This is a genomic window from Streptomyces sp. NPDC050528 (assembly GCF_044457795.1).
In the GTDB taxonomy this organism is placed as follows: domain Bacteria; phylum Actinomycetota; class Actinomycetes; order Streptomycetales; family Streptomycetaceae; genus Streptomyces.
The window spans coordinates 25,874-48,390 of the sequence record NZ_JBITHH010000016.1; the positions used below are offsets into that span (position 1 = coordinate 25,874).

Consider the following 22,517-nt stretch of genomic DNA (forward strand, 5'->3'; position numbering starts at 1 on the left):
GACGAAGTGCGCCGTCCGCCAGGCGGGGCCCAACAGACTTGCTCGGGTGGGGAGTTCGGTAACGGGATCAGGCGGCAGGGATGGTGGTGAACAACCGGGCCAGCCGGGCCGCCGCCCGAGCCGGGCCGTCGGCCGCAAAGATGCGCGCGCCCGGGGGGGCGAAGTCGTCGCGAATGCCAGGCCGCCAGGTCAAGTGACGGTGTCAGGCGGCGCGTTGACGTCACCGGCTCAGGCGGCGGGAGTGGTCGTGAAGAACCGCGCCAGCCGGTCCGCCGTCCAGGTCGGGTTGTCCGCCGCGAAGGTGTGCGCGGCGCCCGGGACCGTGTCGTGGGAGACGTCGGTCGCGGCCTCGCGGGCCCCGGTCAGCAACACGTCCTGGGGCAGGCCGTGTTCGCCGTTCAGGACGAGGACGGGCATGGTCAGGCGGTCGCCGGTGCGGGCCGACCTCCCGTCCTGGACGAGCGTGGCGTAGTGCTCGAAGCCGCCGCGCATCGCGTCGGGGCGGGTGTACGTGCGGAGCAGGTCGGCGCGGTCCGCGGCGCTGATGCCGCCGGCGGTCATCAGCGACCAGAAGCCGGAGAGGTACTGCTCCTCCTTGCCTGCGGTGAGCAGCGCGGCCAGGTCGGTCTGGGCGTGGAAGCCGAAGTGCCAGGAGCCGCCGGTCGCGGGGTTCATGTGCTCCTCCAGGCCGTAGCCAGGGAGGAACGCCTCGCTGAGTACCAGCCGGGCCACGTCCTCGGGGTGGGCCTGGGCCCAGGCGTGCGCGGTCATCGTGCCGACGTCGGTGCCGACCACGAAGGCCCGGTCGTGACCCAGGTGCCGGAGGAGGCCGTGGAGGTCCTCGGCCTCCTCGCGCTTCGTCCAGTGACCCGGCGGGATCTGCGAGTCGCCGGATCCCCGCAGGTCGGGCGCGATCACCGTGAAGCCGTGCGCCGCGAGCAACGGCAGCAGCGCCCGCCACTCGATCCAGCTGAACGGCCAGCCGTGGATCAGCACCACGGCTGGGCCTGATCCGCCGACCACGTAGTGGAGTTGGACGCCATCGCCATCGCCATTGCTGTCGCCATCGCCTACATCGGCTACGGCGTGCTCGAATCCCGCCGGTGCGGGTGCTCCGGGACGCATACGATCACCTCGTACTTAATTAGTTAAGCAACCATCGCATCCACTTGCTTAACTAGTCAAATACAGTGGACGCATGGAGCCCACCGCCACCGACCCCACCCCCACCACTCCCCCCGTCGATCCCCTGACCCCCGACGAGTTGCTCCTCTGGCAGAGCCTCGGCCGCCTCGTCCACTCCCTCCCCCGCACCCTGGAGCAGGACATGTCCCGCACCGGCGTGACCATGACCGAGTTCGCCGTTCTGCTGCTGCTCAGCGAGGCGCCCGACCGGCGCATGCGCATGTCCGCGCTCGCGGCCGCGTCCGGCGTCACCGCGCCGCGCGTCACGCGCATCATCGACGGGCTCTCCCGCCACGACCTGGTGCGCAAGGAACGGCACAGCGAGGACGCGCGCGGCAGCGAGGCCGTTCTCACCGACGCCGGGCTGCGCGCCATGCACGCGGCGCAGCCCTCCCACCTCGCCAGCGCCCGGCGCCGGGTCCTCGACCACATCCCGGCCGACCTCCTGCCGGCCATCGCGGCGACCCTGGCCGAACTCGCCGAGCTCACCGAGGGCGGGCGCCGCCGGCAGCCGTCGTAACCCAGCCGGCTCCAGCCTCCTTAACCCCACCGGCCACAGCCCCCGCAACCCACCTGTCCCGCAATGAACTTGACGGACCGTCACTTTGCCGTTCGCACAGCCGGCCGACAGCTTGCGCTTCTACGGTGCCGCGTCCATGACAGACTCATCCTCACACGGCACAGCCGGAGTCACCCCCACCCCGATCGGGCGTCGTACCGTCCTGATCGCCACCGGCACCACGGCCGCCGTACTGGCCGTCGGCGCCGCCGCTCCCCACGCCCCCGCCACAGCCACCACCGCGGACTCAACTCCCGTGGCCCCGGCGGCAGTCTGCACTCTCACCAAGGAGATGACCGAAGGCCCCTACTACCTCGACGGCGCCCTCGTCCGCGCCGACGTCACCGAAGGCAAGGCCGGTGTCCCGCTCAAACTCGCCCTCACCGTCGTGAACGACAGCACCTGCGCGGTCATCCCCAGCGCGCTCGTGGAGATCTGGCACTGCGACGCGCTCGGCGAGTACTCCGGCTACGTCGGCAACAACGGCCACAGCGAGCCGGACGACCGCACCTTCCTGCGCGGCGGTGTCCTCACGAACTCCGCCGGGCTCGCCAACATCACCACGATCTACCCGGGTTGGTACCGAGGCCGCTGCGTGCACATCCATGTGAAGGTGCACACCGGCGTCACGCTCACCGCGGACGGCTCGTTCACCGGCGGCCAGGAACTCCACACGGGCCAGCTCTTCATCGACGAGACCATCACCACCGCCGTCGCCAAGGTCTCCCCGTACTCGACCAACACGGTCACCCGCACCACCCTCGCGCAGGACTCGATCTACGACGACGGAGGCGCCTCGTCGGGCCTCATGACCCTTACGGCGCTGGGCAGTTCGACCTCGTCCGGCTACACGGGCACCTTGACGCTCGGCGTCAGCCAGAGCTGACACGGCCCTGAAATCCCCCCACGGGAAAGGGGTGGCCCGCGGTGCGACACGGGCCACCCCTTCCTCATGTCATCTCACAGCACCGCACGTCAGGAGCTCGGGCAGTGCTCCCACGCCATGTGGTAGATCGTGCTGATGTCGCCGTCCGTCGAGTCCATCGTCATGAAGCTGACCGCGCCGGGCGCCGAGGTGCCGGCGCTGACCCGCAGCTCCGTGTTGATGTTGAAGTTGCGCTGAACTCCGCAGGGCGCCCAGACCAGTTGGGCCACGTCCGTGCTGTCGTTCGCCTGCCAGTTGTCGTCGTAGGGGCCGTTGAACGGGTGGTTCTTGCTCGTGGTGTTCGACGAGCCCTGGAAGTAGTACGAGGCCTTCTGCGCGCCGCTCGCGCCGCGCTGGAGCGAGGCGAAGCCCCGGTAGTCGGCGCTCGCGATGGCGTAGGTGAAGCCCTGCGGGACGTGGACGACCAGGTTGAGCTGGCAGTTCTTGCGGAACGCCGTGGGGTCGGAGTTGCCGCCGACCTGGGCGAGGTAGGCGCTGTAGGTCACCGTGAAGGCGGTGTTGTCCTCGGAGACGGCGACCGCCGTCGTGCCCTGCGGGCAGCCCGAGCCGTTCACCGTGGCGACGTTGATGACGATCTTGTCCGGGGGCGGGTCGTCGAACACGGGTGAGGACGCGTGCTGCATGGGCAGCGCGGTGGTGAGAAGAGCGGCGACGGCGCCGCTCAGGAGGAGCCCACCAGGCATGGTTTCTCCTTGGGGTTGGGGGGTGGCTGCGCCCCAAGTCTTTGAAGAACCAATGAAGTTCCTGTGAAGACCGACGGCGCGCTCGCATCGTAGGGAGCCCCACAGGAGGCGGTCAGGGCGAACTCAGGCCATTCACAGACGCGTCTTTCACATTCTCTCCACAGTGTGTGAACTCTGTTGAAATAAGCGGCCGTTGGCCGTTCCGTCCCCAGGCCCTTCACAGCGGCACATCAAGGAATCCTTCAGGTACAGCCGTAACTTCCTTGCCATGACGCCGGTGTCGACGCGGAGATGGCCAGGAGGCTGATGACCAGGAAGCACTGATCGGGGATCGCCGATCACACCCCGAGCGGCTGCCGCTCTTCGGCGGACTCGGACTCGGTCCGCGTCTCCAGCGCCCTCTCCCGGCGATGGGCGCGGACCGAGTACGCCAGGGCGGCAGCCCACATCCCGTACAGCACGACGTACACCGGAGTGCTCAGCGCACCCGACGCGCCGATCCAGTCACTTCTCAGCAGCGTACGGACGTTGGTCACGACGATGATCCCGCCGACGGCCGAGCCCAGCACCCGCGGCGGAACCAGCCGCACCAGCCAGGCGGCGACCGGCGCGGCCACGACTCCCCCGAGCAGGAAGGCGATCACCCAGGTCCACTTGAGCCCCTGGGACCCGAGCGAGAACAGGAAGCCGAGACTCGCGGCCACCGCCACCAGGAACTCGCTCGTGTCGATCGACCCGATCACCTTGCGCGGCTCCATCCGCCCGCTGGCCAGCAGCGCGGGTGTACCGACGGGCCCCCAGCCACCCCCGCCGGTCGCGTCCAGGAACCCGGCGACCAGCCCGAGCGGCGCCAGGAACCGTTTCCGCAACGGCTTGCCGAGCTGCCCCTTCGGCAGCCCCTTGAAGGTGAACCGGGACATGACGTACACGCCGAGTCCGAACAGGATCAGCGACATCACCGGCTCGGCGACCTCGGTGGAGAGCTTCGACAGGACGGTGGCGCCCAGGAACGACCCGATCGCGCCCGGGACCCCGATCCGCACCACGACCTTCCAGTCCACGTTCCCGAACCGCCAGTGCGAGGCGCCGGACATCAGCGTCGTACCGATCTCGGACAGGTGGACGGTGGCGGACGCGGCGGCCGGATTCGTCCCCATGGCCAGCAGCAGCGTCGTGGACGTGACCCCGTAGGCCATACCGAGGCTGCCGTCCACGAGCTGGGCCCCGAGGCCCGCGAGGGCGAGCAGTATCAGCGTGCGCATGGGAGGCGACGCTAGGCGGCCAATCTGAACGGATCCTGAGACACGGATGAGGACGGCTCACAAGGACGGACCCCTACGCCTGCAGCAGCGGTTCCACGACCTTCGCGAGCTGCGTCCGCGTCACCGCGCCCATCCGGGTCGCCGCCACCTTCCCGGCGCGGTCGACGACGATCGTGAACGGCATCACCTGGGTGTCCACCAGCCCGCGCGGCAGCCGCAGGGCCTGCTTCCCCGAGGGATCGTGCAGGGACGGGTAGGCCAGGTGGAAGCTCTTCTGGAAGGCGAGACCGGCGGCGCGGCTGTTGTCGTTGTCGAGCCCCAGGACGCGCAGTCCGCGGTCGCCCCACGTCTCCTGGATCAGCTTCAGCTGGGGCGCCTCCGCCCGGCAGGGCCCGCACCAGGAGGCCCAGGCGTTGATCAGGACGACCTTGCCCCGGTAGTCCGACAGCCGGATCGCGTCCCCGTCCAACGAGGTCCCCGCCAGATCCGCCACGGCGGGACGCTTCCCCTCCTCGAAGGTCCTGGTGAGCGGATCCCCGGGACTGGCCTGGCTGATCGCCTCCGGGGACGAGCAGCCCGCGAGGATCACGCAGGCAGCGGCAACAGCCGCGTACGCGCGTCGAGTTGTCATCATCATCGTCATCGTCATCGCGGTCATTCTCCTCACCGCGCTTCGACGACAGGACTAGGGGCTATAGGACTACAGGGCTACGGGTCTACGGGTTCTCCCAGGCCGCGGGCTCCGCCGCCAGCGCCCGTACCGGTTCCGGCAGCGCGTCCGCCGCGATGTCCGCGAGGGTGACGCCCTCCAGGATCTTGCGGACGTTGGCGCGCAGGGCGATCCACAGGGGGAGGAGGGGTTCGGCGGTGCCGGTGTAGGCGAGGCCGGTGGGGCGTTCGCCGCGTACGGACACGATCGGGCCGTCCACCGCGCGGATGACGTCGGCGACGGTGATCGCGCCGGCCGCGCGGGCCAGCCGGTAGCCGCCGCCCCCGCCGCGCCGGCTGTCGACGATCCCGGCGCGCCGGAGGTCGCCGAGAATTCCCTCCAGGAATTTGTGCGGGATGTCCTGTGCGGTGGCGATGGTCTCGGCCTTCACCGGACCGTCCGCCGCAGGGCCGTCGTCACCCCGTACGGCGAGCTCCAGTACCGCCCGTACCGCGTAATCCGCCCGTGCCGAGATCCTCATGCGTCCATTGTGGGCCGTTCCGGCATAGAGAATGGCCCCGCACGACGGCCTCCTGGGACGACCACGGAAAATGGCTTCGCACGTGCCGCCGACGGACCGGACCCGGGAGGAGCTTCCAGTGGAGCTGAGCAGGCGTACCTTCAGCACCCTCGCGGGCACGGCCGCGCTCGGATTCGCGCTGGGGGGTGGCAGCGGCGGTGGCGACGACGCGTACGCCGCGCACGTCGTGCCGACCGGCCCGCCCCCCGCACCACCGGCCGCGGACGGCCGGGCCCACACGATCGGGTACGACCGCTACTCCCTGATCGTCGACGGGAAGCGCCTGGTCCTGTGGTCGGGCGAGATGCACCCCTTCCGGCTGCCGAGCCCGTCCCTGTGGCGCGACGTCCTGCAGAAGATGCGCGCCTTCGGCTACAACGCGGTCAGCATCTACGTCTCCTGGAACTACCACTCCCCCGCGCAGGGCCACTACGACTTCACGGGCATCCGGGACCTCGACCTGTTCCTGCGCATGGCCGCCGAGACCGGCCTCTACGTCATCCTGCGCCCCGGCCCGTACATCAACGCGGAGATCGACGCGGGCGGCTTCCCCGGCTGGCTCGTCGCCACGAAGGGCACCGCCAGAACGGCCGACGCGACGTATCTCTCGCACGTCGACGAGTGGCTCACCCAGGTCAACTCCATCGTCTCCAAGCACCTGTTCACCCAGGGCACGGGCACGGTCCTGCTCTACCAGATCGAGAACGAGTACGACGGCCAGCTCACCCACGCGTCCGGCGGCGCGTACATGTCCCACCTGTACAAGAAGGTGCGCGCCGACGGCATCGACGTCCCCCTGTTCCACAACGACAAGGGACGCAACGGCTATTGGACCCCCGGATCCTTCGACACCGGCGCGGACAAGGGCGGTTGGCTGTACGGCTTCGACGGGTATCCCTCGCCGTCCCAACTCCCGCCGGACTGGGGGCACTTCGGGATCGGCGGGGCGAAGGGTGGAGCGACCGCGAGCCCCAAGACCCCTGGTTTCGTGCCGGAGTTCGGGGGCGGCTGGTTCGATCCGTGGGGCGGGTCCTGGTTCGACGGCAAGGGGTACGCGGAGTCGCGCCGGACGCGTGACGCGGCGTACGAGCGGCGCTTCTACCTCACCAACCTCGCCAACGGACTCACCCTGCACAGCGTCTACATGACGTTCGGCGGCACCTCGTGGGGCTGGCTGCCCGCGCCGGTCGTCTACACGTCGTACGACTACGGCGCCGCCTTCGACGAGGGCCGCAATCCGACCGCGAAGCTCGTGCCGATGCACCAGCTCGGCCATCTGCTGCGGACGGTGCCCGACTTCGCCAAGCTGGACCGCGCGGCCGACGTCAAGGCGGACGGCCTGAAGGTCTACCACCTCACCAACGCCGACACCGGCGCGCACGTCTACGTCCTGCGCAACGACGGTACGGCGGCGGTCACTTCGACCCTGCCGACCGCGAGCGACGACATCGAGGTCACCGTCCCGGCCCAGGACGCCCGCCTCCTCGTCACCCAACTCGCCCTCGGCGGCCGTAAGTTGAGGTACTCGACGGTCACTCCGATGATGTCCCTCACCACCGGCCGGCAGGACATCGCCGTGTTCGCCGGGACGCGCGGCGAGATGGCCCACGTCGTCGTCGAGTGCCCCGAGGAGCCGGTGGTGACCCGGCTCGACGCACAGGCCGCCTGGGTCTGGGACCGCGGTCTCCTGCACGTCACCGTCCCGCTCGGCATCGGCGGCCTGACCCGGGTCCTCGTCCAGGGCGGCGGCGTCGACAACTCCCTCCTGCTGGTCTTCGCCGACGAGGCCGGCTCCGTACGCCTGTGGCCGTACGAGACCGGTTCGGGCACCGCGCTGGTCTACGGCCCGGCGCTGCTGCGCGAGGCCACGGTCAGCGGGACGACCGCCCACCTCACCGGCGACACCATCGGCGAGACCGGCCTGGAGGTGTGGGGCCCGCGCGGCATCACCGACGTCACCTGGAACGGACGGGCCGTGCCCGCGACCGTCACCAACGCCGGCAGCCTGCGCTCGAACCCGGACGCGCTGCTGCCCGGGGTGCCCGCCGTACCGCTCCCCGCGCTCGACGGCTGGCGGCGGAAGGTGGAGAACCAGGAGGCCGCGGTCGCCTTCGACGACTCCAAGTGGACGGCGGCGGACCGGACTTCGACGTTCAGTACGACGGCGATCCCCGCCGGGCAGCCGCTGCTCTTCGCGGACGACTACGGCTTCCACTACGGCGACGTCTGGTACCGGGGCCGCTTCACGACCGGCAAGGCCGACACCCTGGAGTCGGTGACCCTCGCCTACAGCACCGGCACGCAGGGGCTGCTGATGGCGTGGCTGGACGGCGAGCCGCTCGGCACGCACCGGATGCCGGTGCCGACGAACACCAGTGTGCGGCAGGGCAGTTGGGCGGCCAAGGCGACCTTCGCGATTCCCGAGAAGCAGCGCGCGGCCGGTTCACATGTCCTGTCCGTGCTGGTGCGGCGGATGCAGCACGACCAGGACGGCAAGGCCCTCGACACCCACAAGGTCGCGCGCGGGCTGACGGCGGCGACCTTCAAGGGCGCCTCCCCGAAGGTGAGTTGGCGACTCCAGGGTGAGTCGACACCCGATCCGGTGCGCGGGCCGCAGAACAACGGCGGGCTGTACGGCGAGCGGGAGGGCTGGCACCTGCCGGGGTACGCGGACGCCGGGTGGGAGGCGGTGACCCTCCCCCGCGCCGACAAGCGGCAGGGCGTGGCCTGGTACCGGACCAGCTTCAAGCTCGCCGTGGACACCGGCATCGACGCCTCGATCGGCCTCGTCCTCGACGACGACCCGACGCGTGCCTACCGCGTCCAGATCTTCCTCAACGGCTGGAACATGGGCCAGTACATCAACGACGTGGGCCCGCAGCACACCTTCGCACTCCCGAACGGGATCCTCCGCACCCGGGGCACAAACACTCTCGCCCTGGCCGTCCTGTCCGACGGCACGACACCGGCGGGCCCGAAGGACGTACGGCTGACGTTGTTGGGGAGTGCGGCCGGAGGAGTACCGGTTTCGCCGGTGGCCTCCCCCGGCCGCTGACACCCCATGGGGTTCAGCTGATCCTGATCATGTTCCAGGACAGCGGCTCCAGTACGGCGGTCAGCGTGCCGTCCTGGAGCGTGGTGCCCTCGACCTCGTGCGGGGCCACGCGCTCCGGGTCGGCCAGGGTGTTGCGGGCGTCCGGGTCGGTGTCCGCGAGGGCGCTGTGCTCGACGACCGACGTCAAGTCCAGGCCGTTCAGGCCCACTTGGAGCGGCAGCGACTCGGTGCGGCTGCGGTTGACGGCGAACACCGTGACCGAGCCGTCCTCGCCGCGCACGGCGGTGGCGTGCAGCAGGTCGGTCTCGCCGTACTGCTTCGTCTCGTGCTTCGGGGAGTCGACGCGGACGTCCAGGACCTGGCCCCGGCCGTGCTTCGACGCCTGCGCGAACGGGAAGAACGTCGTCTGGCGCCAGGCCGGGCCGCCCGGCTCCGTCATGATCGGCGCGATGACGTTGACGAGCTGGGCGAGGCAGGCGACGGTGACACGGTCGGCGTGCCGGAGCAGGGCGATCAGGAGTGAGCCGAAGACCACCGCGTCCATGACGCTGTAGTTGTCCTCCAGCAGGCGCGGTGCCTCCGGCCAGTCGGCGGGATCGGCGTTCTTCGCCTGCTCCTCCCAGTCCGACGTGTACCAGACGTTCCACTCGTCGAAGGAGAGGTTGATCTTCTTCTTCGACTTGAGGCGGGCGCCCACGTGGTCGGCGGTCGCGACCACGTTCTCGATGAACGACTCCATGTCGACGGCGGAGGCGATGAAGGAGTCGAGGTCGCCGTCGGTCGGCTGGTAGTAGGCGTGCAGCGAGATGTAGTCGACCAGGTCGTACGTCTCCTGGAGGACCGTCGACTCCCACTCGGCGAAGGTCGGCATGGCCTGGGAGGAGGAGCCGCAGGCGACGAGTTCTACGCCGGCGTCGATCTGGCGCATCGCGCGAGCCGTCTCCGCGGCGATCCTGCCGTACTCCTCGGCGGTCTTGTGGCCCGTCTGCCAGGGGCCGTCCATCTCGTTGCCCAGGCACCAGAGTTGGATGCCGAAGGGGGTTTTGTCGCCGTGGGTGATGCGTAGCTCTGCGAGGCTCGTGCCGGAAGGGTGGTTGGCGTACTCCTGGAGTTCCAGTGCCTCGGCGACTCCGCGTGTGCCGAGGTTGATGGCCATCATCGGTTCTGCTTGCGGGCCCAGCTTCTTCAGGAACGCGATGTACTCGGAGAGGCCGAAGCGGTTCGTTTCTGTTGAGCGCCAGGCCAGGTCCAGGCGGCGGGGGCGATCCCCTGCGGGGCCTACCGAGTCTTCCCACTTGTAGCCGGAGACGAAGTTTCCGCCGGGGTAGCGGATGGTTGTGACGCCCAGTTCTCTGACCAGGTCCAGGACGTCTTGGCGGAGGCCCTCTGGGTCTGCGGTGGGGTGGTCTGGTTCGAAGATGCCGGTGTACACGCAGCGGCCGAGGTGTTCTACGAAGGAGCCGAAGAGGCGGGGGTTGACTTCGCCGATGGTGAAGGCGGGGTCGAGGGTGAAGCGGGCGGTGCGCATGCGGGCCTTTCTGGGTTGAGTTTTGTCTGCGGGTTTGTGGGGGCTGGTCGCGCAGTTCCCCGCGCCCCTAAAGGAGCTTTGGCCAGCCGGTGGTTGTCCAGGTGAGGGTGTTTAGCCCCAGCTTGGGCGTGCCTGAATCCTCTCCGTCGTAGTAGTGGTATGCCAAGACATCCTTACCTTTGTCTTGGAAGATGGATTCTCCGCCGGGGCCTATGTAGCGGCCGTGGGTTGCGAGGAGTAGGTCTCCGCCGCCCGTCAGCATTGGCTTGCCTGTGCTGTCCGCGTACGGGCCCGTGATCGTCGTCGAGCGGCCGACCCGGATCTTGTACGTGGAGTTCACGCCCTGGCAGCAGGCGTCGTAGGAGGCGAAGAGGTAGTAGTAGCTGCCGTGGTGGACGATGTACGCGCCCTCCACCGCGTACGGCGCGTCCGGGCGGGTCGCCAGTTGGGACACCGTTGCGCCGGGGATCGCCTTGCCTGTCGTGGGGTTCAGTTCGATCAGGCGGATGCCGGTCCAGTACGAGCCGAAGGCCATCCAGAGTTTGCCGTCGGCCTGGACGATGGCCGGGTCTATGGCGTTCCACGTGTCCGTGGTTTCCGAGGTGAAGGCCTTGCCCTGGTCGGTCCACGTGCCGGGGAGGCCGGTGGGGGACGTCGCCACGCCGATCGCGGAGTGGTTCGTGCCCCAGGAGGACACCGCGTAGTAGAGCCAGTAGCGGCCGTCGCGGTAGGAGAGGTCGGGGGCCCAGGGGTCGCCGGTGGAGTTGTAGTCGTACCACCAACTCGGGGGCGTGGCGAAGGCGTTGCCCGCGTCGTCCCACTGGACGCGGTTCTTGGAGGTGCGGGCGCCGATGACGCCGCCGGTCGAATAGGCCACGTAGCCGCCGGACTTGAGGGCGATGACCGTGGGGTCGTGGATGATCTGCTGGCCGGTGATGGGCTGTGGGTCGGGGTAACTCTGGGCTGCCTGGGCCGTGTTGGGCAGCAGGGTCAGAGCGGCCGCCATCAGTGCAGCGGCAAGACCTCTTCGTATGGTCACTGTCCCGCCAATCCGGTGTGGGCCACGCCCGCGACGATCTGGCGCTGGAAGAAGACGAAGACGACGATCAGCGGGAGGCCTGCCATCAGGCCGCCGGCCATGAGCTGGGCCCACTGGATGCCGTAGGAGTTCATGACGGTCGCGATGCCGTTCGGCATGGTCATCAGGTCGGGGTTGTTGGTCACCATGTACGGCCAGAGGAAGTTGTTCCAGGACGCGATGAAGGTGAAGATGCCTACCGCCGCGAGGGAGGGGCGGGAGAGCGGGACCACGATGGTGAAGAAGATCCGCCAGCGGCCCGCGCCGTCGATGAAGGCGGCCTCCTCCAGTTCGCGGGGGATGCCCTGGAAGAACTTGTAGAGGATGTAGACCATCGCGGCGGGCGCGCACTGGGGCAGGATCATGCCCCAGTAGGTGTCGACCATCCCCATCTGCTGGACGGTGGTGAAGAGGGGGACGCCGAGGACCGCCGGGGAGATCATCAGGCCCGCCATCACCCCGCCCATCAGGACGGTCTTGCCCTTGAACTCGGTGCGGGCGAACCCGTATCCGGCGAGGGCGGCGACGGTGACCACGATGGCCGTCACGAGGATCGACACGACCAGGGAGTTGACGAACCAGTTCGTGATGTTGCCGGTCTTCCAGAGGGCCTTCCAGGCCTGGGCCGTCCAGACCTTGGGCAGCCAGTGCGGCGGGATCTCGGCCGCCTCGGTCTCCGACTTGAGCGAGGTGAACAGGGCGGCGGCGATCGGCGCCACGAAGAGGGCGGAGACGGCGAGGCCCAGGAGGGTGAGGACGATCTGGCTGGGGGTCCAGGGCTTGCGGGGCTTCAGCCGGAGTTGCGTGGTGCTCATCGGGCGGCCTCCTCACGGTTGCGCAGCAGTGCCATCCGGGTGAGGGCGACCGCGGCGATGATCACGAAGAAGATGACGGACATCGCGGAGGCGTAGCCCACGCGGTAGCTGGTGAAGCCCTGTTCGAGGGTGTACTGGACGAAGGAGCGGGTGCTCAGCTCGGGTCCGGGGCCGAAGTCCATCATCACGACGGCCTGGTCGAAGAGTTGGAGCGAGGCGAGGGCCTGGAGCGCGATCACCAGGCCGGTGATGTGGCGCAGCATCGGCAGCGTGATGTGGACCGTGCGGTGCCAGGCGTTGGCGCCGTCGAGCTTGGCGGCCTCGTAGAGGTGGTCGGGGATGCCCTGGAGCGCGGCGAGGTAGAGGAGGAAACTGAAGCCGACCGTCCACCACAGGGTCTCGATGACGATGGCGAGCATCGCGTAGGACTTGTCGGTGAGCCAGGGTGTGGTGAGGCCGAAGGTCTCGTTGAACAGGCCGATTCCCTGGGTGAACAGCCACTGCCACATGTTGCCCGCGACCGTCGACGGCAGCAGGAACGGCGCGAAGAAGCAGAGTCGCCACAGCCATTTTCCGCGCTCGATGTGGTGCGCGAGCATCGCGAGCAGGAAGGCGAGGACGGTGATGCACGGTACGACGAGCAGCGTGAAGTACGCGCTGTGGCCGAGCGCGTCCCACATCGCCCGGTCGTGCAGGGCCTCGCGGTAGTTGTCGAGGCCGATGAAGTTCGCGCCGTCGCCGGAGATGTTGGCGTCCGTGAGGCTGAGGTAGACGCCGCGCAGCAGCGGCCAGACGACGAACAGGGCGAAGAGCGCCAGGAACGGGGCGACGAACCAACCCCCGTGCTGGAAGCCCTGGTTGCGGCGGACGGTCGCGGTCGCGGTGGCGGTCCTCGTCCGCGCCGGTGCGATGACGGTCTCGGCGCTGGTGGTCATGCGGCCGCACCTCCCTGTGCTGCGGTCCTGCCGTCCATCGGGTTCTTCGAGGCGAGGAGTCGGGTGAGGTGGTTCTTCATCGTCCGCGCCACGGCGGCCGGTTTGGCGGAGCCCATCGTGGAGGAGACGACGAGCGGGCCGAGGTCCTGGGCGAGGACGCCGGTGGAGCCCGCGAACCACACCTTCGGCTCGGTGGCCTGGTGGTTCATCGCGGTGACGTACTCGTTCTGCGGGGTGAGCTTCTTGTACGCGGCCGTGGAGAGCGTCGGTGTGTACGCGGGGATGTGGCCGCCGGCCGCCCACTGCAGGGCGTGGGTGACGACGTAGGCGGCCAGTTCGTGCGCTGCCTCGTTGGTGGCGCCGCCGCGGCCGGCCTGGTGCGGCAGGACGAAGGAGTGCGACTCGGCGTGCGTGGCCTGCTTGCCGAAGACGGGCGGCAGCGGGGTCGCGCCGTAGTCGAGTTTCGCGCCGGAGAAGACCGGCACCGACCAGTCGCCCTCCCAGGTGAAGGGGGCGCCGTTGATGAACTGTTCGCCGGTCGGGGCGCCCGGGATGACGTATCCGTCGGTGACGTGCTTGCGGAAGAACTCCAGGACCTGGGTGGCCTTGTCGGTGTCGAAGAGGACCTGGGTGTTGCCGGCGTCGAACCATCCGCCGCCGAGCTGGGTGTAGAAGGCGACGAAGAACCACCACTGGAAGTTCTGGTCGTTGGTCCACAGGCCGATGGTCTGGAGGCCCTTCTTCTGGACCTGCCTGGCCTTCTTCAGGACGTCGAACCAGTCGTCGGCGGAGGTGACTTGGACGATGCGGCCGTCGTCGCCGAGGAGGTCCGCCTTCTTCAGGACGTCCTTGCGGTAGAAGCAGAGCTGTACGTGGATGTCGAGCGGCAGGGCGTACAACTTGCCGTCGATGACACCGCGGTTCCACAGCGCGGGGTTGTAATCCGCCTTGCGCACGCCGTACTTGGCGAGGAGGTCCTCGTCCCAGGGGTCGAGGAGCCGGCCCGGTGAGAAGCCCGCGACGCGGCCCATGTGCATGACGCCGAGTTCCGGTGCGTGATGGCCCGCGGCGGCCATCGCGAGCTTGGTGTAGAAGGGGTTGCCCCACTGGAGGGTGGAGTCCTTGACGTCGATGCCGGGGTGTTCCTTACGGAAGGCGTCCAGCATCGCGATCATGTTGGCGCCGTCGCCGCCGCTGAAGAGGTTCCAGTAGCGCACCCGGGTGTCCGCGCCGGAGGCGAGCGCGTCGGCGCCGGTGCCGAGAGCGGCGAAGGCGAGACTGCCCGCGACCGCGAGACCGCCCGCCGTGGCCAGTAGGTGCCTGCGCTTCAGGTCAGGTCGTCCCATTGCCTGCCCTTACCTGTAGGAGTTCCGTGCCGTCGTGTCCATGTCGTCGTACCGGTGTTGAGTGTTCGAAATACCGAATGGCGCTCGCTACTTCGAACGGGACCGTAAAATCGAAGCGCTTGCGCGTCAATGGGTTGAACACAGTGCACGGTTCATTCACGGGGGCGATTTCCGGACACAGCGGTCGTTCCCGGTCCCACAACGGCCACCGGACGACATGACGTTGGCAGTTGTGGGCGCGTAACCTCGGACCGGCTGTGCAGCGGACGGCGGGAAGGGGGAGCGTACGACGTGGTCACGACCTTCCTCGGCGAGCTGTACACGTCCTTCGTGTGGATCCCCACCGCGGTCCTCGGCACCGCCCTCGCGCTGAAGCTGCCGGCGATCATCCGGCTGTGGGGGCAACCGCTGTTGCGAGCGGTCGGCGGACTGCTGCTCTTCGCCTGCGCCCTGTTCGTGTTCGTGACGCCGCCGGTCATCGCCTGGACCAACCGGGTCACCGGTGTGCCCAACTTCTCGGCGCCGTGGGTGTATTCACTGCTCACGGCGTTCAGCGGGGCCGGGTTAGTGCTCATCGTGATCTGGCGCGACGGCCTGTCCGACCGCTCGAACGCGACCCGGCGCGCCAGACGGTGGGTGATCTCGGTCTACTCGGGCGTCATCGTGGCCCTGTGGGTGCTGTTCGCCCTCGCCGACGTGCCCGTGGAGCGGATACGGGACCTCGACACGTACTACGCCAACACGCCATTCATGCGCGAGCTGATCCTGCTCTATCTGCTCGCGCACACCGTGGCCGCGTTGATCACCGTGCGGCTCATCTGGAACTGGGTCCGCGCGGACGCCCTGCACGGCTGGCTGCGCTGGGGACTGACGTTCCTGGGCGCCGGCTACACGCTGAGCCTCGTCTTCGATCTCGCCAAGTTCACGGCGGTGGTGGCCCGTTGGACCGGGCACGACCTCGACACGCTCAGCACGGACGTCGCCCCGTGCGCGGCCTGCCTCGCCGCCGTCCTGATCGCCGTCGGTTTCATCCTGCCGCACACCGGCCAATATCTGCACGGCCGCCTGCGCGTCCGCCTGGCCCACCACCAACTCCGGCCGCTCTACGTCCTGATGCGCTCCGTCGACGGTGACGGCGTCCCCTTCCTGCTGTGCGCGGCGCCCGAACTCCGGCTGATCCGGCGGGAGACGTACATCCGCGACGTCCTGCTCCCCCTCGCCCGCCACCTCGACGAGGACCTCCGCACCCGCGCCCACCGCGCCGCCCTCCGCCTCGGCTGCACCCCGGCCCGCGCGAAGGCCCTCGCGGCGGCGGTCGCGATCCTGGACGCCATCGACGCGGCCGGCCGTCCCCCGCGCCACGACACCACCACCGGCCACCCCGACACCGCCGACCTCCTCCAGGAGATCGGCCCCGTCTCCCGCGCCCTGCGCCACCGCGACGCGATCGACGCGGTGCGGGCGGCGGTGCGGGGCGAGGGCAACAGGGCCGGGACGACAGGTGCCGTTCAGGCCAACTCCCCGACGGAAGCGGCCCGTTCAGCGGAAGGCATCCGCCGCACTCCCCCCGCCCACCCCGCGGAAGCGCCCCGTTTCCTGCTTCCGCGGCGACGGTGAGGTGGCTGAGTCGGCGTATGTCCTGGCATATTGCAGCGGTGCGCACGAAGAAGGAGATGCGCCGGTTCGCCGGTGCCCTCATCGACCCGATGCGCGTCCCGGTCCCGGCCGACCCCGAGGCCCTGTTCGACGCGCTGGTCGACTCCGTCACGCGCTGGCGGGGACGTGAAGTCGTCGTCCGCCGCGAGGTGTTCCCGCCGCACACCGCCAGCGGACTGTGGCTGGAGGGCGACACCTACGACGTCATCGTCATCGACAAACGGGCCGCCGCCTGGCACCAGATCGTCATCTTCTGCCACGAGGTGTGGCACATGCACCAGCGGACCGCCGCCCCCGCGCCCGAACCGACCGCCGACGGCAGCCCCCGACCCGTCGCCGCCCGTACCGACTTCAGCCTCGCCGACGAGCAAGAGGCGGACAGATTCGGCATGTTGATGAGCGGACGGCTGCGGCCCTGGCTGCAGGCGGCGGCCACGGCGAACCCCGCGCACGACCCCGCCGTGGCGGACGACAGCTCACAGCAGGGGGTCGCCGGGCGCATCGGCGCCGCCCTCAACTACCGCGGGACCAGAAAATGAGCAGCCTGATCGACTACCTGAGCTGCGGCCTGCTGTGGCTGGGCGTGCTGGTGAAGACCCCGGATCTGATCCGCCACTGGCACGACCCCTATCTCCGGGTCATCTGCGTGTTCCTCGGCCTGGCCGGCGCCTGCTTCCTCCTCGGGGCGCCGCCCACCGTCGGCGCGATCAACCAGCTCAGCGGCATCCCGAACCTCGCCGCGCCGCTGACCTACGCGTCGGTCACCGCGTACGGCGCCTCGTCCCAGGTCCTGATCGTCTACTGGCGGGGCGGGCCCAACGTCCATCGCACGGCCCGCCGTTGGATCGTGGCGTACACCTTCATCCTGGTCGGCATCGCCGTGACGTTCGCGCTGGGCCGCACCCCCGTGGAGCGCCGCACCGACCTGGACACCTACTACGCGACCACGCCGTTCATCGCCGAGATGATCGTGCTGTACCTGGCCGGGCATCTCGCCGCCGTCAGTGTCACCGCGGTGTCGGCGCTGCGCTGGGCGCGGCAGGTGCGCGGCTGGCTGCGCGCGGGAATGATCACGCTGGGTGTCGGCTCGCTGTGCGGCGCGGGGTACAGCCTGACCAAGTTCGCGGCGGTGATCGCCCGTTGGACCGGACGGGACTGGACACAGCTCGGCACGACGGTCTCGCCGGTCGCCGCCGGCCTTGGCGCGGTCCTGACCGTCGTAGGCGTCCTGATCCCCCTCACCGGCCCCCGGCTGACCCAGTGGTGGCAGGCCCGGCGGACGTACGCCGGTCTCGAACCGCTGGAACACGAGCTGGCCGAACTCCTCACCCGCCGCGCGCTACGGCTCCCTCGCCCCCGCTGGTCCTCCCCCGAGACCCGGTTGGTGTGGCGGCAGACGAGCATCCACAACGCGCTCGGCCACCTGGACGCGTTCTTCGACCGGGCCCTGTACGAGCGGACGTTGGAGGAGGCGGCGCGCACCACGGGCGACCCGGAGCGCGCCGAGGCAACGGCGTGGGCGGCGGTCGTAGCGGCGGCCGTGGCCGAGGAACGCAGCCGTGACCCGCACCTCGTGCCCGCCGACGAACCGGACCGGCTCACCGACCGGGCCCCCGGCACCGCCCTCCTGATCCGGATCGCCGACGAACTGACCCGGTCCCCGCTGGTCGCCGCCGCCCGGGTCCGCACCGGCACGACGGAAGGGAGCACCCGGGCATGAGCCTCATGGTGTATCTCGCCGCCGCCGTCTTCGGACTGTCCTGCACGGTCCTGCTGCGCCGCCCCTGGCGGATCCCGCGCGACCCGCTGACCCTGTCCACCTGCGCGGCGATCGTCCTGGGCTCCCTGGCCCTGGTCTGCTCGGCACCCCCGACGCTGAACGCGGTCAACCGCCTCACCGGCATCCCCAACTTCGGCGCCCCGCTGACCTACGGCATGCTCTCCGCGTACAGCTGCTCCCTGCTGGTCCTGCTGATCCACTGGCGGGGCGGCTCCCCCGCCCGGATCCGCCGCATGGTCCTGCGCAGCATGGCCGCCTACGGCGCGCTGATCGTGACCATCGTCGTCCTGTTCACGCTGGCCGACCCGAGCACGGAGCGGCTGACCGACCTCGACACGTACTACGCCAACGCGCCGTACATGCGCGAGATGATCGCGCTCTACCTGCTCGGCCACAGCGCGGCCACCCTGGCGCTGTGCACGGTGTGCGTGACGTGGGCCCGCGAGGTGACGGGCTTGCTGAGGACCGGCCTGCAGCTGATCCTCCTAGGCACCCTGCTGGACGTGGTGGGCTTCCAGTTCGTCAAGTACACGGCCCTGGTGGCCCGTTGGACCGGCCACAACCTCGACTTCCTCTCCACCGGCGTAGCCCCGCCGATGGCTTCCCTGGCAGCCCTGACCTGCTCGGCGGGCTTCGCGCTCCCGCGCCTCCTGCCGATGGCCAGAGCCCACTGGCGCGACCTCAACGACCTGCGCGGCCTGGGCCCGTTGTGGTCGGAGGTCCGCTTCGCGTCCATCGCCCCCAAGCCCCCCAGTGCCCTGCGCCAACTCCCCCGCATGCGCCTCCACTGGCGCGAAGTCTCCATCCACGACGGCCTGTTGGCCCTCACCCCCTACTTCGACGACCACCTCCGCGAACGCACCAGGGACGCCGCCCTCCACGAGGGCCACACCCCCCACGAGGCCCGCGTCACGGCCGAAGCAGCGATGGTCGCCGACGCGGCCCGCAGAGCAGCGGCCCAAGAGCAACCTTTCAACACCCCCAGCACGTACCGCCTTTACGCAACGGAGGTCTCCGACACGGGCGGCTTGGTGGAGCTGGCAAGGGCATTGGCGCAGTCCCGCCTAACGACGCCGAACCGGGAGAACCCGGTGAGGGCGACCCCGCGCTAACACCGGGCGACTTGAACGCACGGGCGCGGAGTTCTTTTAGGGGCGCGGGGAACTGCGCGTCCAGCCCCCACCGGCGCGCAGCCAAAACTCAACTCTCAGCCCCCAAATGCAGGTTGCGCCAACCCTTTCCCCGCCCCCGGCACAACCAACAACGACCCAGCAACAGGATGCGGCGACGTAAGCCCCACCCGAGCAGTCGTAACGTACAAGTCACTCAAATCCGCACCCCCAAAAGCACACGCAGTGACCAGCGAGGCAGGCAACGAAACAACCCGATCCAACTCCCCGTCCGGCGTATACCTCCGCACCGCACCCCCACCCCACAACGCCACCCAAACACACCCATCGGCATCAACGGTCAGCCCATCAGGAAAACCCGCCCCCTCCTCAACCTCGGCAAACCGCCGCCGCCGAGAAACCCGCCCCTCCGCATACTCGAACACATCGATCCGCCGAGTAGGAGAGTCGATGTAGTACATCAACCGCCCATCAGGACTCCACCCCGTCCCGTTACTCACGGCAACGTCATCAAGAATCAGCCGCACGGACCCGTCCCCGGCAACCCGGGACAACGTCCCCCCACACGCCGCCTCGTCGTACCGCATCGTCCCCGCCCACAACGCCCCGTCAGGCGCCACGGCCGCATCATTGGCCCGCCGCCCGGCAATCGGCTCCCGATGCAACCACCGGAACTCCCCGTCAGGATCGACAAGCCCGACCCCGTCCCGCAGATTGAGGACGAGCCCCCCACCGACACGGGGCTTGGCGGCCCCCACATGCTGATCGGTCACCCGCACCGTCCGCACGCCCGACGACGGGTCGTACGTATGCACCCGGGACCCAAGGATGTCGATCCAGATCAACCGCCCCGCCGCGGCGTCCCACGTCGGCCCCTCACCCAGCGTCGCCTCGGCCCGTACAGCCACCTCGTACGTCATCCCACACTCCTGTGCCCAAGCCGCTCCGACAGTTCGACCGCGCCCTTCGCGGCCAGCTGCTCCAACTCCACCCGCCGCTCGTCGCTCCACCGAATCATCGGAACGGAAATGGAGAGAGCGGCGACAACCTGCCCCGTACGGTCCCGCACCGGCGCCGCGACACAGGACACGTCCGGATTCGACTCACGGCTCTCGACGGCAACCCCCCGCGACCGGATCTCGGCGAGCGCCTCCCGCAGAGCGCCGGGCTCGACAATGCTGTTCGGCGTCATCGCGGCCAACGACACATCCGCGGGGATCCGCGCGTTCAGCTCCGGCTCGGGCAGCGACGCGAGCAGCATCTTGCCCACGGACGTGCAGTGCGCGGGCAGCCGACGGCCGGCCGCCGACACCATGCGCACCGCGTGTGTGGAGTCGACCTTGGCGATGTAGATGACGTCGGTGCCTTCGAGGATGGCGACGTGCACCGTCTCGTCGCAGGTCTCGGCGACGGACCGGGCGACCTGCTGCCCCTCGGCGGCGAGGTCGAGCTGCTCGGCGTATCGGCTCCCGAGCTGGTACGGACGGACTCCGAGCCGGTAACGTCCGGGTTGTCCGGGCACGGGCACGATGTACGACCGCGCGGCGAGGGTGGTGACCAGTTCGTGCACGGTCGTGCGCGGCAGTTGCAGCTTGCGCACGATGTCGGGGGCGGAGAGCGTCCCGTCCCCGTCGAGGAAGAGCTCAAGAATATCGAGAGCCCGGGTCACGGCAGGTACGAGTCGTCCCACAACCGGCCCCCTTCCAGGTGTCTGCGAGTGGCTGTATGGGGTGTCACACCGAGTGTCGTGTTCGAAATTTCAACTGGCGATCGGCATGACGAACACAGGCTAGCCATAGAGGGTTGCCCGGGCAATGGTCGCGTGACCATGTGACTACCGACCGGCCCTGGGATCGCCCAGTTCACCACGCAACCGCTGGGCGCGCAGCACGAGTTCGAGCTCGAACCGACGGTCCGGATGGTCGATCTCGTCGCCCCACAGTTCGCGGATCTGCCGCAGCCGATACCGCACGGTCTGCGGATGCACCCCGAGCCGCGCGGCCACCTCCGGCGCCCCGCCCCGCGTCTCCAGCCAGGCCAGCAGCGTCTCGGCGAGCCGCCGCCGATGCGTGGGCCCACAGTGCGCGAGCGGCGCGAGACACCGCAGCGCGAGATCGTCGATCAGCTCCTCCGGCTGCAACAGCACCAACGCCTCGGTGTGCTCGGTGCAGTACAGAACACCCCCGCCCGGCAACAGCCCCCGCTCCATCAGCCCTACGGCCGCCTCGGCCCAGCGCGCCGACTTCACCGCGTCGGCCAGCGGCACCGGCGGCCCGATCGCCCCGGCCCAGCCGGTCAGCGCCCGGTGCAGCAGCTCGGGCCGCCCGGCGGCATCCGGCTCGGGCACGACCATGCGCGGCTGCTCGTACTCCATGTCGAGCAGCACCTCCTGCCCCACGGCGGGCGCGACGGCCTCGCGGGCCGGCCGCAGCAGGACACCCACGGCGACCTTGTCGGGCAGCGGCCAGCCGATGCGGGCGGCACGTTCGGAGAGAGCCTCGGCCGGATCGCCGCGGTGATGCTCGGCGAGCAGAAGCTCCATGAGCCGCCGCTGCAGCCGCAACCGCTCCCCCGCCTGCCGCGCGGCGGCCTCGGCATACCCGCGCACGGACTGGTCGACGAGCCCGTCCAGATACTCGTAACCGGCGTCGACGAGCGCGTACATCGCGGGCGGCGGGATCTCCACGCGCTGCCCGATCTCGGCCAACCGCCGCCAGGCGAGCCGCACTCCCATCCGGTAGATGGCCTGAAGCGAGTCGAGGCTACGGCCGTGCAGCCCCTCCCCGCGCCCGAACTCCTGGAAGACGCCCGGCGGTACGGTCGGCCGCCCCTCGGCGGTGTCCAGGTGCTGCACGAAGACCTCGATGGCACGCCGGATGCCGACCAGGGCCATCGGCTCACCCGACTCGTCGAGAACCAGGGGCAGTTGAGGATGCTCACGGCGGATCTCGCGCAGGATCTCCTCGGCGAGCGCGGGCGCCTCGGCCATGGCGACCGCCGCGAACTCCCGCACTTTCAGCCGCGGTACGTCCTGCCACGCGGAGCGCGCGGTCATGGTCGCCGGGCGAGCGGTCGACGGCTGAGCGGTCGCCGACGGCTCGGCCGACGGCTGAGGTGTCGCCGGCCGGACGGTCGCCGGGCGCGCGGCCACGGCGTCAACTTCCCTGGCCCGCTTGCTCGTACGTGACCAGGGGCGTGTTCGGCTGAGCCGGTCTCGCGTCGAGCAGCGCGACGATACCGAGCGCGGCGCCCACGGCGAGGGCGGCGGCCAGGACCACGGTGAGTGCGGCGGCGAGCAGTCTGGGCATCGCGGGGTCAGCCTCTCTGTCC

Annotated in this window: 21 protein-coding genes; 7 read left to right on the forward strand and 14 right to left on the reverse strand. The window is 69.6% G+C overall.

Translation table 11 applies throughout. The features are described 5' to 3' along the window. Window positions 1-228: 228 nt before the first annotated feature. Complete coding sequence (locus tag ACIBK4_RS41760; protein ID WP_399003876.1) at window positions 229-1,125, reverse strand: alpha/beta fold hydrolase; 897 nt, start codon at window positions 1,123-1,125, stop codon at window positions 229-231. Window positions 1,126-1,198: 73 nt separating this feature from the next. Here ACIBK4_RS41760 and ACIBK4_RS41765 point away from each other — a divergent pair, with 73 nt between their 5' ends. Both ACIBK4_RS41765 and ACIBK4_RS41770 read left to right on the forward strand, forming a co-directional pair. Next, entirely contained in the window at window positions 1,199-1,705 is a 507-nt protein-coding gene (locus tag ACIBK4_RS41765; RefSeq protein WP_399003878.1) for a MarR family winged helix-turn-helix transcriptional regulator, read from the forward strand. 136 nt (window positions 1,706-1,841) lie between these two features. Further along, the gene (locus tag ACIBK4_RS41770; RefSeq protein ID WP_399003880.1) at window positions 1,842-2,630 is read left to right on the forward strand and encodes an intradiol ring-cleavage dioxygenase; all 789 of its coding nucleotides are present in this window, start codon (window positions 1,842-1,844) and stop codon (window positions 2,628-2,630) included. Between the two features lie 89 nt (window positions 2,631-2,719). On the opposite strand, the gene ACIBK4_RS41775 is transcribed toward ACIBK4_RS41770, so the two are convergent. The 4 genes from ACIBK4_RS41775 to ACIBK4_RS41790 all read right to left on the reverse strand — a co-directional run bounded on the left by ACIBK4_RS41775 (window position 2,720) and on the right by ACIBK4_RS41790 (window position 5,825). Beyond that, entirely contained in the window at window positions 2,720-3,373 is a 654-nt protein-coding gene (locus ACIBK4_RS41775; RefSeq protein WP_033286840.1) for a DUF4360 domain-containing protein, read from the reverse strand. Window positions 3,374-3,711: 338 nt separating this feature from the next. Continuing rightward, on the reverse strand, window positions 3,712-4,635 hold the full coding sequence (locus ACIBK4_RS41780; RefSeq protein ID WP_399003882.1) for a sulfite exporter TauE/SafE family protein: 924 nt from the start codon (window positions 4,633-4,635) through the stop codon (window positions 3,712-3,714). 73 nt (window positions 4,636-4,708) lie between these two features. Continuing rightward, complete coding sequence (locus ACIBK4_RS41785; RefSeq protein WP_399003884.1) at window positions 4,709-5,284, reverse strand: TlpA family protein disulfide reductase; 576 nt, start codon at window positions 5,282-5,284, stop codon at window positions 4,709-4,711. Between the two features lie 67 nt (window positions 5,285-5,351). Next, entirely contained in the window at window positions 5,352-5,825 is a 474-nt protein-coding gene (locus ACIBK4_RS41790) for an Rrf2 family transcriptional regulator (RefSeq protein WP_033286837.1), read from the reverse strand. 118 nt (window positions 5,826-5,943) lie between these two features. Between ACIBK4_RS41790 and ACIBK4_RS41795 the strand changes: the two genes are divergently transcribed. Further along, on the forward strand, window positions 5,944-8,919 hold the full coding sequence (locus ACIBK4_RS41795; protein WP_399003887.1) for a beta-galactosidase: 2,976 nt from the start codon (window positions 5,944-5,946) through the stop codon (window positions 8,917-8,919). A 13-nt stretch (window positions 8,920-8,932) separates the two neighbouring features. Here the strand turns inward: ACIBK4_RS41795 and ACIBK4_RS41800 are convergent, their stop codons facing one another. The 5 genes from ACIBK4_RS41800 to ACIBK4_RS41820 all read right to left on the reverse strand — a co-directional run bounded on the left by ACIBK4_RS41800 (window position 8,933) and on the right by ACIBK4_RS41820 (window position 14,621). Beyond that, window positions 8,933-10,447, reverse strand: coding sequence for an alpha-N-arabinofuranosidase (locus ACIBK4_RS41800; protein WP_399003889.1), 1,515 nt, complete (start codon window positions 10,445-10,447; stop codon window positions 8,933-8,935). 67 nt (window positions 10,448-10,514) lie between these two features. Then, window positions 10,515-11,453, reverse strand: a complete 939-nt coding sequence (locus ACIBK4_RS41805; RefSeq protein ID WP_399003891.1) for an arabinan endo-1,5-alpha-L-arabinosidase — start codon at window positions 11,451-11,453, stop codon at window positions 10,515-10,517. A gap of 29 nt (window positions 11,454-11,482) precedes the next feature. Next, a complete protein-coding gene (locus ACIBK4_RS41810; RefSeq protein WP_399003893.1) occupies window positions 11,483-12,340 on the reverse strand; it encodes a carbohydrate ABC transporter permease in 858 nt (285 codons plus the stop codon). Further along, the gene (locus tag ACIBK4_RS41815; RefSeq protein ID WP_399003895.1) at window positions 12,337-13,275 is read right to left on the reverse strand and encodes a carbohydrate ABC transporter permease; all 939 of its coding nucleotides are present in this window, start codon (window positions 13,273-13,275) and stop codon (window positions 12,337-12,339) included. The genes ACIBK4_RS41810 and ACIBK4_RS41815 overlap by 4 nt, the downstream gene beginning before the upstream one ends. After that, window positions 13,272-14,621: an extracellular solute-binding protein gene (locus ACIBK4_RS41820; protein WP_399003897.1), complete on the reverse strand. Its 1,350-nt coding sequence runs from the start codon at window positions 14,619-14,621 to the stop codon at window positions 13,272-13,274. The genes ACIBK4_RS41815 and ACIBK4_RS41820 overlap by 4 nt, the downstream gene beginning before the upstream one ends. A 291-nt stretch (window positions 14,622-14,912) precedes the next feature. On the opposite strand from ACIBK4_RS41820, the gene ACIBK4_RS41825 reads away from it, so the two are divergent. From ACIBK4_RS41825 to ACIBK4_RS41840, 4 genes are read left to right on the forward strand one after another with little or no spacing between them, the layout of a single operon-like run. Further along, the gene (locus tag ACIBK4_RS41825) at window positions 14,913-16,238 is read left to right on the forward strand and encodes an MAB_1171c family putative transporter (protein WP_399003902.1); all 1,326 of its coding nucleotides are present in this window, start codon (window positions 14,913-14,915) and stop codon (window positions 16,236-16,238) included. A 38-nt stretch (window positions 16,239-16,276) separates the two neighbouring features. Beyond that, window positions 16,277-16,816 (forward strand): toxin, encoded by a 540-nt coding sequence (locus ACIBK4_RS41830; protein WP_399003904.1) that lies wholly within the window; start codon window positions 16,277-16,279, stop codon window positions 16,814-16,816. Further along, complete coding sequence (locus tag ACIBK4_RS41835) at window positions 16,813-17,997, forward strand: MAB_1171c family putative transporter (RefSeq protein ID WP_399003906.1); 1,185 nt, start codon at window positions 16,813-16,815, stop codon at window positions 17,995-17,997. The genes ACIBK4_RS41830 and ACIBK4_RS41835 overlap by 4 nt, the downstream gene beginning before the upstream one ends. Further along, complete coding sequence (locus ACIBK4_RS41840) at window positions 17,994-19,169, forward strand: MAB_1171c family putative transporter (RefSeq protein WP_399003908.1); 1,176 nt, start codon at window positions 17,994-17,996, stop codon at window positions 19,167-19,169. The genes ACIBK4_RS41835 and ACIBK4_RS41840 overlap by 4 nt, the downstream gene beginning before the upstream one ends. Before the next feature lie 95 nt (window positions 19,170-19,264). Here the strand turns inward: ACIBK4_RS41840 and ACIBK4_RS41845 are convergent, their stop codons facing one another. The 4 genes from ACIBK4_RS41845 to ACIBK4_RS41860 form a co-directional block, all read right to left on the reverse strand. Beyond that, window positions 19,265-20,107, reverse strand: a complete 843-nt coding sequence (locus tag ACIBK4_RS41845; RefSeq protein WP_399003910.1) for an SMP-30/gluconolactonase/LRE family protein — start codon at window positions 20,105-20,107, stop codon at window positions 19,265-19,267. Next, a complete protein-coding gene (locus ACIBK4_RS41850; protein WP_399003912.1) occupies window positions 20,104-20,877 on the reverse strand; it encodes an IclR family transcriptional regulator in 774 nt (257 codons plus the stop codon). Before ACIBK4_RS41850 ends, ACIBK4_RS41845 begins: the two co-directional genes overlap by 4 nt. A 144-nt stretch (window positions 20,878-21,021) precedes the next feature. Continuing rightward, a complete protein-coding gene (locus tag ACIBK4_RS41855) occupies window positions 21,022-22,242 on the reverse strand; it encodes a helix-turn-helix domain-containing protein (RefSeq protein ID WP_399004233.1) in 1,221 nt (406 codons plus the stop codon). Window positions 22,243-22,342: 100 nt separating this feature from the next. Continuing rightward, window positions 22,343-22,495 (reverse strand): hypothetical protein, encoded by a 153-nt coding sequence (locus tag ACIBK4_RS41860; protein ID WP_366434671.1) that lies wholly within the window; start codon window positions 22,493-22,495, stop codon window positions 22,343-22,345. Between the last annotated feature and the right edge of the window lie 22 nt (window positions 22,496-22,517).